The 12,802-nt window shown below is 35.3% G+C and carries 13 protein-coding genes; 2 read left to right on the forward strand and 11 right to left on the reverse strand.

Annotated elements, in window-relative coordinates; translation table 11 throughout:
* Positions 1 to 550 precede the first annotated feature (550 nt).
* Positions 551 to 790, reverse strand: a complete 240-nt coding sequence (locus B5G32_RS14345; RefSeq protein ID WP_479684580.1) for a tyrosine-type recombinase/integrase — start codon at positions 788 to 790, stop codon at positions 551 to 553.
* Positions 791 to 946: 156 nt separating this feature from the next.
* Between B5G32_RS14345 and B5G32_RS01515 the strand changes: the two genes are divergently transcribed.
* Entirely contained in the window at positions 947 to 1,330 is a 384-nt protein-coding gene (locus B5G32_RS01515) for a hypothetical protein (protein WP_239386170.1), read from the forward strand.
* A gap of 68 nt (positions 1,331 to 1,398) precedes the next feature.
* Here the strand turns inward: B5G32_RS01515 and B5G32_RS01520 are convergent, their stop codons facing one another.
* The 3 genes from B5G32_RS01520 to B5G32_RS01530 all read right to left on the reverse strand — a co-directional run bounded on the left by B5G32_RS01520 (position 1,399) and on the right by B5G32_RS01530 (position 3,824).
* Complete coding sequence (locus B5G32_RS01520; protein WP_164483496.1) at positions 1,399 to 2,295, reverse strand: ABC transporter permease; 897 nt, start codon at positions 2,293 to 2,295, stop codon at positions 1,399 to 1,401.
* Positions 2,292 to 3,206 carry an ABC transporter ATP-binding protein gene (locus tag B5G32_RS01525; protein ID WP_070088321.1) on the reverse strand — a complete coding sequence of 305 codons (915 nt, stop codon included), beginning with the start codon at positions 3,204 to 3,206 and terminating at the stop codon, positions 2,292 to 2,294. Before B5G32_RS01525 ends, B5G32_RS01520 begins: the two co-directional genes overlap by 4 nt.
* 237 nt (positions 3,207 to 3,443) lie before the next feature.
* Positions 3,444 to 3,824, reverse strand: coding sequence for a TnpV protein (locus tag B5G32_RS01530; protein ID WP_087178933.1), 381 nt, complete (start codon positions 3,822 to 3,824; stop codon positions 3,444 to 3,446).
* A 421-nt stretch (positions 3,825 to 4,245) separates the two neighbouring features.
* Between B5G32_RS01530 and mtnN the strand changes: the two genes are divergently transcribed.
* Positions 4,246 to 4,857 carry a 5'-methylthioadenosine/S-adenosylhomocysteine nucleosidase gene (mtnN, locus tag B5G32_RS01535; RefSeq protein ID WP_204209571.1) on the forward strand — a complete coding sequence of 204 codons (612 nt, stop codon included), beginning with the start codon at positions 4,246 to 4,248 and terminating at the stop codon, positions 4,855 to 4,857.
* Between the two features lie 103 nt (positions 4,858 to 4,960).
* Here the strand turns inward: mtnN and ilvB are convergent, their stop codons facing one another.
* The 7 genes from ilvB to ilvN form a co-directional block, all read right to left on the reverse strand.
* Entirely contained in the window at positions 4,961 to 6,637 is a 1,677-nt protein-coding gene (gene ilvB / locus B5G32_RS01540) for a biosynthetic-type acetolactate synthase large subunit (RefSeq protein WP_087243834.1), read from the reverse strand.
* Positions 6,638 to 6,649: 12 nt separating this feature from the next.
* Positions 6,650 to 8,317 carry a dihydroxy-acid dehydratase gene (ilvD, locus tag B5G32_RS01545; protein ID WP_087935615.1) on the reverse strand — a complete coding sequence of 556 codons (1,668 nt, stop codon included), beginning with the start codon at positions 8,315 to 8,317 and terminating at the stop codon, positions 6,650 to 6,652.
* An 11-nt stretch (positions 8,318 to 8,328) separates the two neighbouring features.
* Entirely contained in the window at positions 8,329 to 9,411 is a 1,083-nt protein-coding gene (gene leuB / locus B5G32_RS01550) for a 3-isopropylmalate dehydrogenase (protein ID WP_087303736.1), read from the reverse strand.
* 3 nt (positions 9,412 to 9,414) lie between these two features.
* On the reverse strand, positions 9,415 to 9,909 hold the full coding sequence (gene leuD / locus B5G32_RS01555; protein ID WP_087243837.1) for a 3-isopropylmalate dehydratase small subunit: 495 nt from the start codon (positions 9,907 to 9,909) through the stop codon (positions 9,415 to 9,417).
* Between the two features lies 1 nt (position 9,910).
* A complete protein-coding gene (leuC, locus tag B5G32_RS01560; RefSeq protein ID WP_087935616.1) occupies positions 9,911 to 11,182 on the reverse strand; it encodes a 3-isopropylmalate dehydratase large subunit in 1,272 nt (423 codons plus the stop codon).
* 82 nt (positions 11,183 to 11,264) lie between these two features.
* The gene (gene ilvC / locus B5G32_RS01565) at positions 11,265 to 12,281 is read right to left on the reverse strand and encodes a ketol-acid reductoisomerase (RefSeq protein ID WP_087297218.1); all 1,017 of its coding nucleotides are present in this window, start codon (positions 12,279 to 12,281) and stop codon (positions 11,265 to 11,267) included.
* Positions 12,282 to 12,285: 4 nt separating this feature from the next.
* Positions 12,286 to 12,801 carry an acetolactate synthase small subunit gene (gene ilvN / locus B5G32_RS01570; protein WP_087935617.1) on the reverse strand — a complete coding sequence of 172 codons (516 nt, stop codon included), beginning with the start codon at positions 12,799 to 12,801 and terminating at the stop codon, positions 12,286 to 12,288.
* Position 12,802: the final 1 nt, after the last annotated feature.

Here is a 12,802-nt window from a genome sequence, read left to right on the forward strand (position 1 = left end):
TTCTAAAGTTTTTCTAAATAAACTTCATTGACCATTTAAATCAGTTGGTTTATATAAGCAATTCTTAGTTTTGTGTTTTAATAAAATTATTTGAAAGAATAAGCTAAGATATTTTCAACAAAAGTGTCAGATTATCTATAAAAAATAAATAATAAAGTTATAGAAGAACCTGTATCAGCAATATAGTATGAAGTATCTTTTCAAAAGTAGAAAAAGAAATAGAAATACTTATAAGCACATAATATAATGCGATTAAAGACAAATTATTTTTCCATTTTTGTATATGAGAAAAAGCCAATTTTTATCCAACACTTAAAAATATAACAATAAATTTTCAAATCAGTCTATCTAAATTAAAAAAATAAAGGTATATTTGTCCTATGATAAATAGGAACAAAAAATAATGAGATAGAAATATTTTACAAATTCTTATTTATCTATTCAATCCTCTATAAACCCTGTATTTTCAAGGCATATCGCCTATTAAATGTTCAAACCTTATGTATTTTCCCTTGTTTTTGCCCTTATGAGCCGAAACAAGGGAAATTTTTTATTCTCCGCCGATTACCTTATCCAGCAGTCTTGCGGAAGTACGCTTCGCTTCCCTTGTAGCGTGAGCGTAAATGTTCATTGTGGTACTGACATCAGCGTGTCCGAGAAGTTCCTGCACATCTTTCGGGGCAGCTCTATTTGAAAGTAGATTGCTTGTATAGGTGTGTCTGAGCATATGGAAGTGGAAATCCTCCAATCCCTCCACCTTTTTTCTTGCTGTCCTGCACATAATCTCCACTGTACTCGGTGCTTCAAATGCCCCGTCAGGTCTAAGGCAGACAAAGGATAATTCCTTGTAGCCCTCTAGGACTTCCTCCGACCTCGGCAGACTGTAAACCTCATAGTAGGTGCGGTCTTTTTCTTTAACCTCCAGCAGGACAAAGTTCTGCCGCAGTTGAAACAGCAGCTTGCCGATACAAAGGGGCTTTTCAAAGTCAAAGAGCGAAAAGCGTTGGAAGTAAAAATCAAAGAAACCGAAGCAGAGATTGCCGACAGGCTGGATAAAATCCCCGACACGCTCAAAGAGGACGGTTATCCCGATGTTCAGATATTTATGCGTACTTTCCGAGAAATGGAAAGCGTTGTGGAACAATACAACCGTGACCTTGCCGAATGGGGACGCCAAGTCAGCAGGAAACCGACAGCCACCGCTAAAGAACAGCTTAGACCGCCCGAAAAGCAGAGCGTGCTAAAACATTTGCGTGAGATACAGGAACGCAACAAGCAGAACCCACCGCAAAGAAAGCGTAAAAAATCCATTGACAGAGATAGCCGATAGGCATTGAAAAACCGCCGTTATGGTTTTACCCATAGTGGCGGATTACATAATCATTTGCAGCTACTAAATTAACAGTTATATTTTTTTGATTTGTTTAACAAAATATAAATTCCAATCAATACCAAAATAGTGATACCAAGTATCATATACATCATTCCAATATTTACTTGACTTCCGAAAAAATAAATATTGCAATCAAGGGAATCTTTTATTTTTTCAATAACCTCTGTTGGAATACCTTGATTTTGCATTTCGGCAAGCGCCCCTTGCATTGTATGATTTCGGATAAGTGATGTACCATAAGTGCCTGGCAAAAATGAGATTATTTTTTGCAGCCCTTCTCCAAATGAAGAAATAGGCATATATGCACCACAAATGAAACCATATCCCGCACTGATGATTGTGCCTACCGCTGAAATTTGTCCTTGTGTTGATAAGAAAAAATTAATAATCGAAGATAATGCTGTTCCAAACAAAACAAGAAGTAAAATATCAAGAAACAAAAAGAATATATCTGCGAGTGACATATACCAACCGACAATTGCTACATAAGTAAGACAGATACCCGTTGCAGCAAAGCAAATAATAAGTGTTGAAAGCAAGGTTGCAACATAATAACTCAGCGAAAGTGTAGCTGACTTCACAGGAGATATTCTTAAATCTCTTATCGTACCATTTGCTTTATCTTGCACCATTAAAAAATTAGAACAAAAAGCAACCGTTACACACGAAACAGCAAGAATAGAGGAGATAAGTTGACCGCCTACCAGTCCCTCTATTATACTTTCTGATAGTTTTAATGAATTAGGTAAATTAGATGTAAAACTATCCCGATACACATTCCCAAGAAAAGTTACATAGAGTACAAGCAATATAGCAGGCGTTATCAAAGAGGTAAAGAACATTCCCTTATCTTTGAAAAACAATTTGATATTCCTTTTGATAAGAATGAAAGCCATACTCATTTTTCAGCACCTCCCACTAATGTTTTTCCTGTAACAGCAAGAAAAACATCGTCCATTTTTCCTTTTGTTATTTCGTAATCATTAAACAACTGTGGATTACGAATAATCAATTCAGTTGCAGCCTTTGTATTCGGTACAGAAAGGCGATAACCGTTTCGGATTTGCTCATATTCCACATCAAGTGCTTTAATATCCTTTTCATCTACATCATAAATTGTGATGTAATCCCCAGTATAAATATTTTTTAATTCAAGCGGAGTACCCTCTGCGGATATTTTTCCATCATCAATGATTACAACATAATCAGCTTCCGCAGCTTCTTCCATATAGTGCGTAGTTAAAAATACAGTCATATTTTCATCTTTGCGAAAACTTGATATAACATTCCAAATAAGTCGGCGTGTCTGCGGATCAAGCCCTGTTGTCGGCTCATCAAGAATAAGAATTTTAGGCTTATGAAACAAAGCCCTTGCAATATCAATTCTTCGGCGTTGTCCTCCTGATAATTTACCAACGGTGCGTTTCAATAAATTTTCAAAATCTAATATTTTCGCCAATTCCTCAAGTCGTTTCTTAAACTCCATTCCAGTAATGCCATATAAAGCGGCACGACTTTCCAAATTATCATAAACAGAAAGGGCAGAATCCAAGACAGATGATTGAAAAACTACGCCCAGTTCACGCTTAATATAGTCCATATCCTTATCTAAATCGTGTTTATCAATAAAAACGCTTCCACTGTCTTTCGACAGTTGTCCACACATAATATTGATTGTAGTTGATTTTCCTGCCCCATTGATACCAAGAAAGGCAAACAACTCTCCTTTTTTCACACGAAAACTCAAATTCTGAACAGCGTTTACACTTCCAAAACTTTTATTAAGATTATTGATTTGAATAATATTGCTCATTCAATTTCCTCCTGTATAATCGGTTTTAATCTCGCATAGAGAGCAATCAATATAATCTTTTCCTGTTCTAATCGAACTCCAAATTAGTAGATGCAGCGCGATACCGTAAATTAAATTCATTATAGCATAATGAATTACCAAAGTCATTATGAAAGAAAACACATCGAATCATAATTGTGGCAGGCAAAGTTTTAATTTTTGACTGTCACAATTTTAATATTCTATATATTACATTTTTTACTTATAGATAATATCGGCATATACAATTTCTCGTGCTCTTGCCTGTATCTCATTCATTCGACCAACCCACAACATCGGGTTTTCTACTTTAAGTTGTTCGGTCACGCCCTCCTTGTCAGCCATTTGCTCAACCAATCGAAACATCATTTCCGTTGCTTGTTCGTCAATGTCGGCAAGGTAATTATTCAATTTGCCGCTTGTGAGCAGCGAAATATAAACCGTCCGTTTATGTTCCTGTAAGTAGTGTTTGTGTCGCTGCCCCCACAAACTGATAGGTTTGTTTTCTTTTTCGGCTGGTAAAGTAAGGCAAGGAATATAATAATCCCCCTGCAACTCATACCATAAACCATTGCTTGCATCATAAATATACTTGTCCATTAAAAAATCCTCCGTTATAATATATTCGCACATATGTCACAGTTCTCCGATTGCCACACTCTGTTATATCTTGTTATGAGATTTTCTTGCCCTTGATTTTGCCCTTATGATTGTGCAGAACAAGGGTAACATTGTGTGAAACCATATAAAGAGATAAGGTGTACTGATTGCGATAAATCCTTTGTTTTCAAGGCTTTCGGAGGATTTTATTGATAACCTATGGAGAGCAATAATCACTCATAATTTTATGGTTTTCAAATTCCAATTTGGAGAAATTGATGATAATTATTTTAGATAAATTTTAATTTTCATAAACGAAAGAAGGGAATAAAATTGAAAATCGGAATTGTATGTGCCACTGATGATGAACTTTCTCCGTTTTTAGCCATGATAGATAACTATAATATCACAAAAAAAGGCAATGCTTAAATTTTATGAGGGAGAGATTTATGGCATACAAGTTGTCACCCTATTTTCTGGGGTATGTAAAGTCAATGCTGCTATAGCAACACAAATACTGATTGATCATTTTAATGTAAATATAGTTATAAATGCAGGGACCGCTGGTGGAATGAATCCAAAACTGAAAATATTTGACACTGTTATATCTACCGAAGTCTGTTACCATGATGTTGCACAAGATACTTTAACAGAATTTCATCCATGGCTAAAAACTGTATTTTTTAAAGCAGATCAAGACTTAATAAAAATATCAAAAAGTGCTGTAAAAAACATAGAATCAAAAAACAATGTCTTTTGGGGACGAATTGTGACAGGAGAAGCTTTTATAACAGATATGGGACGTAAAAAGATCAATGATGAATTTGCCCCTGTAGCAGTTGATATGGAAACAGCCAGTATTGCTCATGTATGCTATGTAAACAAAATACCATTTCTTTCAATTCGCTGTATTACTGATACTGCTGAACACAAAGGTGTTGAAAATTTTGAAAAAAATTGTATCAAATCTTCTATAATCGCAAAAAATATGACTTTAGCTATATTAAAAGAATATATGAATCAACATAGATGAAGCATAACATTATTAACAACATCTTCATTAAAAATAATATGATTTTAAATATCCACCAACTTCTGGTGGATATTTATTGTATACAAAAAGGAATAGTTTTTGACTATTCCTGTATATCATTTTGATCAAAAACATCATCAATTGGTGCACCAGGAGCAACCATTGGGAAGACTTTATCATCTTCTTCAATCATACATTCAATCACTACTGGTCCCTGACTATCCATTGCTTCCAAAATAGCTGGAGCCACTTCTTCTTTCTTTGTGACTCTTATGGCTTTACATCCAAGTCCCTCTGCTGTTTTACAGAAATCAACTTTATCATCAAGTACAGTTGCTGAATAACGTTTTCCATAAAATAATGTCTGCCATTGACGAACCATTCCTAAAACATGATTATTTAAAATGACTTCAATAATAGGAACTTGATAACGTGAAGCTGTTGCTAATTCATTCATGTTCATTCTAAAACATCCATCTCCAGCAATATTAAAGACATATTGATCAGGTTTTCCATACTTTACACCAATGGAAGCCCCTAAGCCATAACCCATCGTTCCAAGTCCACCACTGGTAATGAGCTGACTTGGTCTTTTAAAATGATAATATTGAGCAGCCCACATCTGATTTTGACCTACTTCAGTACAGATAATGGCATTATTATCTGTGAGTGCTTCAATTTGTTCAATCACATAAGGTCCTGTTAATTTATCACTATCATAAGATAATGGATATTGTTCTTTTAAAGCTCTAATTTCCTTTAACCACTGTGAATGATTTTGTTGCTTTAACAATAAATTCAAAGCATTTAAAACACTTTTCGCATCACCCACAATACCTAAATCAACATTGACATTTTTATTAATCTCTGCCTCATCAACATCAATATGAATAATTTTAGCATGTCTCGCAAATTTTTGAGCATTTCCAATGACACGGTCACTAAATCTGACACCTATTGCTACTAATAAATCACAGTTAGAAACACCAAGATTACTTGTTTTTGTTCCATGCATTCCAAGCATTCCTGTATAACGTGGATTGGTTCCATCAAAAGCACCTTTTCCCATCAAAGAATCGGTAACAGGCGCATCAATCTTTTCTACAAACTCACGTAGTTCCTGGGAAGCATTAGATCTGACAACACCTCCTCCAACAAAAACAAATGGCTTTTCACTTTTTTCAATCATTTCAATAGCTTCTTTTAATGTTGATGTTGGATAAGTATAACTACGTCTTTCTATTTTTTCTGGTTTTTGATGATGATATTCACATTTTGCAGCTGTAACATCTTTTGTAATATCCACAAGAACGGGTCCAGGTCTACCTTCTTTGGCAATTTGAAAAGCTTTACGAATTGTTGGTGCTAAACTTTCTACATCTTTGACAATATAATTGTGTTTTGTAATAGGCATTGTCACACCTGTAATATCAACTTCCTGAAAACTATCTTTTCCTAACAATGGCACACCTACGTTGGCTGTAATAGCAACCAAAGGTACAGAATCCATATAAGCTGTTGCTATTCCTGTCACAAGATTTGTCGCCCCTGGTCCACTTGTAGCCATACAGACACCTACTTTTCCTGTAGCTCTGGCATAGCCATCAGCGGCATGTGAAGCCCCTTGTTCATGAGAAGTCAAAACATGATTAATTCGATCTCGATAATGATATAAACTGTCATAAACGTTTAAAATTGTTCCTCCAGGATAACCAAAAACAGTATCAACACCCTGTTCTAATAAACATTCAATGACAATATCGGCCCCCGTTAATAACATATACTTCTCCTCCTATTCTTTGACTTTTAAAACCGCTCCAGTATTTGCAGATGTCACCATAGACGCATATTTTTTCAAATATCCTTTGACAACTGGTAATTTTGGTTTAAAATTCTTTCTTCTTTCTTCTAATTCTTCATCACTCACTAATAATTCAATACGATGATTGATAATATCAATTTCAATCATATCTCCTTCTTTCACAAGCCCAATTGGTCCTCCAACTGCTGCTTCTGGTGAAACATGACCAATAGATGCTCCACGTGTTGCTCCTGAGAAACGACCATCAGTAATTAAGGCAACATCTTTATCCAATCCCATACCTGCAATTTCTGAAGTTGGTGATAACATTTCTCGCATTCCTGGACCACCTTTAGGTCCTTCATAACGAATCACAACAACATCACCAGCAACAATTTTTCCAGCACGAATAGCGGCTATCGCATCTTCTTCACAATCAAAGACTCTTGCTGGTCCTTTATGTTGTAACATTTCTTGAGCTACTGCACTTTGTTTCACAACACAGCTATCAGGTGCTAAGTTTCCTTTTAAAACAGCAATTCCACCTGTCTTCATATATGGATTTTCTACTGGTCGAATGATATTTGGATCTAAATTAACACATCCTTCAATATTTTCTTTTAATGTTTTTGTTGTACAAGTTAAAACATCTGTGTGTAAAATACCTAATTGATCTAATTCATTCATCACAGCATACACACCACCAGCTTCATTCAAATCTTCCATAAATGTATCCCCTGCAGGCGCTAAATGACATAAGTTTGGTGTATGTTGACTGATTTCATTAGCAATTTCTAAATTTAACTCAACTCCAGCTTCATATGCGATAGCAGGTAAATGTAACATGGAGTTTGTTGAACAACCTAAAGCCATATCAACAGTCAAAGCATTCAAGAAAGCATCCTTTGTCATAATATCTCTTGGTTTGATATCTTTTTTGACTAATTCCATAATTTGCATACCTGCATGTTTAGCTAATCTTATTCTTTCACTATAGACAGCTGGAATAGTTCCATTACCTTTTAATCCCATTCCTAAAACTTCAGTTAAACAATTCATAGAATTAGCTGTATACATACCTGAACATGAACCACATGTTGGACATGCTTTTTCTTCAAATTCCTTTAATTTTTCTGCTGTTATTTTCCCTGCATTATATTGTCCTACAGCTTCAAATAAAGATGATAGACATGTCTGTTTGCCATCTAATCTTCTTCCAGCCAGCATTGGTCCACCACTCACAAAAATTGTTGGCACATTAATTCTTGCGGCTGCCATTAATAAACCAGGAACATTTTTATCACAGTTTGGAATCATTACCAAACCATCAAACTGATGTGCGTTGGCTAAGCATTCAGTACTATCACAAATCAATTCTCTTGTGACTAATGAATATTTCATTCCTGTATGATTCATAGCAATACCATCACAAACAGCAATTGCTGGTATTTCAACAGGTGTTCCACCTGCTAAATAAATTCCTTTTTTCACTGCTTCAGCAATTTTATCTAAATTCATATGACCTGGAACAATTTCATTATAAGAATTTACCACTCCAATGAGTGGTCTATCTAATTCTTCTTCAGTCATTCCCAAAGCATTAAATAATGAACGATGTGGAGCTCTTTCTACTCCTTTTTTGACTTGATCACTTTTCATGCATTTACCTCCTATAAGTTCTCTACAACATATTGTCCCATTTGACAACATGTCACCTGTTGTTTTCCTTCAGACATAATATCTGTTGTACGATAGTTCTTTTCCAAAACTTTTTCTACAGCTTGTTCAATATCATCTGCTTCTTCATCCATATCAAATGAATAGCGAAGCATCATTGCTGCTGAAAGAATTGTTGCGATAGGATTGGCAATATTCTTTCCAGCAATATCTGGTGCACTTCCATGACTTGGTTCATACATACCCAGTTTATCTTCTCTTAATGATGCACTTGATAACATACCAATTGATCCGGTAATCATACTAGCTTCATCACTTAAAATATCTCCAAACATATTTTCAGTCAAAATGACATCAAACTGACGTGGATCTTTGACTAACTGCATTGCACAGTTATCCACAAGCATATGTTCTAATTCCACATCTGGATAATCTTTGGCAACTTCATTGACAACTTTTCGCCATAAACGAGAAGTATCTAAAACATTAGCCTTATCAACACTTGTCACTTTATGACGTCGCTTCATTGCAATGTCAAATGCACGTTTAGCAATACGACGAATTTCTGCTTCACTATAAATCAGATTATCATGAGCCACCATCTGTCCATCAATCTCTTTGGTTTCTCTTTCACCAAAATAAAGTCCCCCTGTCAATTCACGAACAATGATCATATCAAAACCATCCTGACTTAGTTCTTCTTTTAATGGACAGGCACCTTTTAATTCTTTATATAAATAAGCAGGTCTTAAATTGGCAAACAACCCCAAAGCTTTACGCATCTTTAACAACCCGGCTTCTGGTCTTAATGATGGTTCTAACTGATACCATGGTGAAGTATTTGTATCGCCACCAATAGAGCCTAATAAAACGGCATCACTTTTTTGAGCCATTTCAATAGCTTCATCAGTCAAAGGCACACCATATTTATCAATGGATATACCACCCATATCTATATATTGATAATGAAAAGTATGATGATATTTCTTGGCAATAGCATCTAAGACTTTCAATGCTTCATTGACAATTTCCGGACCAATACCATCACCTTTAATGACTGCAATTGTTTTTTCCATAGATTATCCTCTTTTCTTTTCGTTAACATAATTCACCAATCCATTTGCCTGAATCATTTTTTGTAAAAATTCAGGGAATGGCTGTGCCTGATATTGTTTATTTTTTGTTATATTTTTAATGATTCCTGTATCAAAATCAACTTCTACCTGATTGCCTTCATCTATGTCTTGAGCGGCTTCAGGACATTCCAAAATAGCAAATCCAATATTAATCGAATTACGATAAAAAATACGAGCAAAAGACTGAGCAATCACGCAACTGACTCCAGCCGTCTTTAAAGCTAATGGAGCATGTTCACGTGAAGAACCACAGCCAAAGTTTTTTCCTGCCACCATAATATCTCCTGGATTTAATCTTTCTACAAATGTTGGATCAATATCCACCATGGCGTGACTGGCTAATTCTTTTGCATCAAATGAATTTAAATAACGTGCTGGGATAATCACATCCGTATCCACATTATCCCCATATTTTAAAACAGTTCCTTGGGCTTTCATGTTATTTTCCCACCTTTCTTGGATCAGCTATATATCCTGCAATAGCACTCGCTGCCGCAACCTCAGGAGAAGCTAAATAAATCAAAGATTCTGTATCTCCCATTCTTCCTACAAAGTTACGGTTTGTTGTAGAAACACATTTTTCACCTTTTGCCATAACACCCATATGACCACCCATACATGGTCCACAGCTTGGTGTATTGAATGCACATCCTGCTTCCACAAAAATTTCTGCCAAACCTTCTCGAATACATTCCACAAAGATTTTCTGTGTTGCAGGAATGACCATGACTCTAACTGTATCAGCGACTTTCTTTCCTTTTAATAACGCCGCAGCTTTACGCAAATCACTTAAACGACCATTCGTACATGAACCAATCACAACTTGATCAATATAAATCTTTTCACTTTCATTGATTTCTTCCATTGTATGTGCATTTCCTGGTAAATGAGGGAAAGCCACAGTTGGTGTAATTTTTGATAAATCAATTTCAATGACTTCATCATATTCTGCATCTTCATCTGCCTGATACTCTTTATAACTTTTCTTTGAATGTTGTTTCATATATTCTCTTGTTTTGTCATCAACTGGGAAAATACCATTTTTAGCACCTGCTTCAATCGCCATATTACAAATTGTAAAACGATCATCCATCGTTAAAGAAGAAACACCTTCCCCAGTAAATTCCATAGATTTATATAAAGCACCATCAACACCAATACGTCCAATAATATGTAAAATCACATCTTTACCACTGACATACGGCTGTAATGCTCCTTTTAAAACAAACTTAATAGCACTTGGCACCTTAAACCAAAGTTCTCCTGTGGCCATACCTGTCGCAATATCAGTTGTTCCAACACCTGTTGAAAAAGCCCCTAACGCTCCATAAGTACAAGTATGTGAGTCAGCCCCAATAATACACTCTCCAGCAACGACAATTCCCTGTTCTGGTAAAATGGCATGTTCAACACCACATTTTCCCTGTTCCATATGATGTGTTAAACACTGTTCTCTAGAAAACTCTCTGATGGCCTTTGAATTTTCTGCTGATTTCATATCTTTATTAGGCGTAAAATGATCAGGAACCAAAACAACCTTATCCTTATCAAAAACATGATCAGCCATTTGTTTAAAAATCGGCAAAGCCATTGGCCCTGTAATATCATTAGCCATTACAACATCTAGTTTTGCTTCAATTAACTGACCAGCCACAACTTCTTTCAATCCTGCATGATCAGCTAATATTTTCTGTGTCATTGTCATTGACATATATATTCCCCCTTATGACTTTGTATGTCCTCACTAAAGAGTCAAATGACTCTTTACTGAACACACACAAAGTGTGTGTATTTTAGTTATTAATTAATTTATCTTCATCAGACCAGCTATATAAACTTCTGATTTCTTTTCCAACTTTTTCACTTTGATGTTCTTTAGCTAATTTACGCATAGCTTTGAAATGAGCTTGTCCTCCAGCTGGTGACATATCCAATAAGAAATCTTTCGCAAATGTTCCATCTTGAATATCTTTTAAGATTTGACGCATAGCTTTCTTTGTATCTTCAGTAATAATCTTTGGTCCAGTAATATAATCTCCATATTCTGCTGTATTTGAAATAGAATATCTCATTCCTTCAAATCCTGATTGATAGATCAAATCAACAATCAATTTCATTTCATGAATACATTCAAAATATGCATTCTTTGGATCATATCCTGCTTCTACTAATGTTTCAAAACCAGCCTGCATTAATGCACAGACACCACCACATAATACAGCCTGTTCACCAAATAAGTCAGTTTCAGTTTCAGTTCTGAATGTTGTTTCCAAAATACCTGCTCTTGCCCCACCAATAGCTAAACCATAAGCCAAAGCCATATCTAAAGCTCGACCTGTTGCATCTTGTTCTACTGCTACTAAACATGGTGTTCCTTTTCCAGCCTGATATTCACTACGTACTGTATGTCCTGGTGCTTTAGGTGCAATCATTGTCACATCAACATTTTTTGGTGGCACAATTTGACCAAAATGAATATTAAATCCATGTGCAAACATCAACATGTTTCCTTCTTCCAAATTTGGTTCAATTGATTCTTTATATAATTTTGCCTGTAATTCATCATTAATTAAAATCATAATAATATCTGCTTTTTTAGCAGCTTCAGCTGAAGTATAAACTTCAAATCCTTGTGCTTCAGCTTTTGCCCAAGATTTTGAACCTTCATATAGTCCTACAATAACATGTACTCCTGATTCTTTTAAGTTTAATGCATGAGCATGTCCTTGTGATCCATAACCAATAATAGCGACTGTTTTTCCATCCAATAAAGCTAAATTACAATCTGATTCATAATAAATTTTTGACATTTTTTTACCCCCTGTTTTCTTTCTTATTTATTTCAAAATTATTAAGACCTCTTGAAATACCAGCTAAACCAGTACGCACGATCTCAACAATATTGAAGCCATCTAACATTGCTAATAAACCATTGATTTTATTATGTGTTCCTGTTACTTCAATAACCATTGAATCTGGTGACACATCAACAATCTTAGCTCTAAATATATCGACGATTGAAACAATATCTGCACGTGTGTGACAATCAGCTTCAACTTTAATCATGACAAGTTCACGGTAAACAGATGCTTCGCTTGGTAAGGCAAAGATTTCAATGACATCTTCTAACTTTCTAAGCTGCTTTTCAATCTGTTCAAGAATTTGCTGATTCCCATGTGCAACCACTGTCATTCTTGAAATACCTTCTGTGTTTGTTGGTCCTACGGTTAAACTATCAATGTTATAGCCACGTCTTGAAAACAAACCACTCACACGTGTCAGAACCCCTGCACTATTGTGTACAAGAATTGATAAAATAAGTTCTTCCATA

The organism is Massilimicrobiota sp. An80 (assembly GCF_002159255.1).
In the GTDB taxonomy this organism is placed as follows: domain Bacteria; phylum Bacillota_I; class Bacilli_A; order Erysipelotrichales; family Coprobacillaceae; genus Allocoprobacillus; species Allocoprobacillus merdigallinarum.

Bases quoted from the DNA above. Each gene is read 5' to 3' on its own strand.
- ilvC (WP_087297218.1), bottom strand. From the start codon at position 12,281: ATGTCAAAAATTTATTATGAATCAGATTGTAATTTAGCTTTATTGGAT.
- B5G32_RS01530 (WP_087178933.1), bottom strand. From the start codon at position 3,824: ATGGACAAGTATATTTATGATGCAAGCAATGGTTTATGGTATGAGTTG.
- leuB (WP_087303736.1), bottom strand. From the start codon at position 9,411: ATGGAAAAAACAATTGCAGTCATTAAAGGTGATGGTATTGGTCCGGAA.
- ilvN (WP_087935617.1), bottom strand. From the start codon at position 12,801: ATGGAAGAACTTATTTTATCAATTCTTGTACACAATAGTGCAGGGGTT.
- ilvB (WP_087243834.1), bottom strand. From the start codon at position 6,637: ATGTTATTAACGGGGGCCGATATTGTCATTGAATGTTTATTAGAACAG.
- B5G32_RS01525 (WP_070088321.1), bottom strand. From the start codon at position 3,206: ATGAGCAATATTATTCAAATCAATAATCTTAATAAAAGTTTTGGAAGT.
- leuD (WP_087243837.1), bottom strand. From the start codon at position 9,909: ATGAAAGCCCAAGGAACTGTTTTAAAATATGGGGATAATGTGGATACG.
- ilvD (WP_087935615.1), bottom strand. From the start codon at position 8,317: ATGAAAAGTGATCAAGTCAAAAAAGGAGTAGAAAGAGCTCCACATCGT.
- B5G32_RS01520 (WP_164483496.1), bottom strand. From the start codon at position 2,295: ATGAGTATGGCTTTCATTCTTATCAAAAGGAATATCAAATTGTTTTTC.
- mtnN (WP_204209571.1), top strand. From the start codon at position 4,246: ATGCTTAAATTTTATGAGGGAGAGATTTATGGCATACAAGTTGTCACC.
- leuC (WP_087935616.1), bottom strand. From the start codon at position 11,182: ATGTCAATGACAATGACACAGAAAATATTAGCTGATCATGCAGGATTG.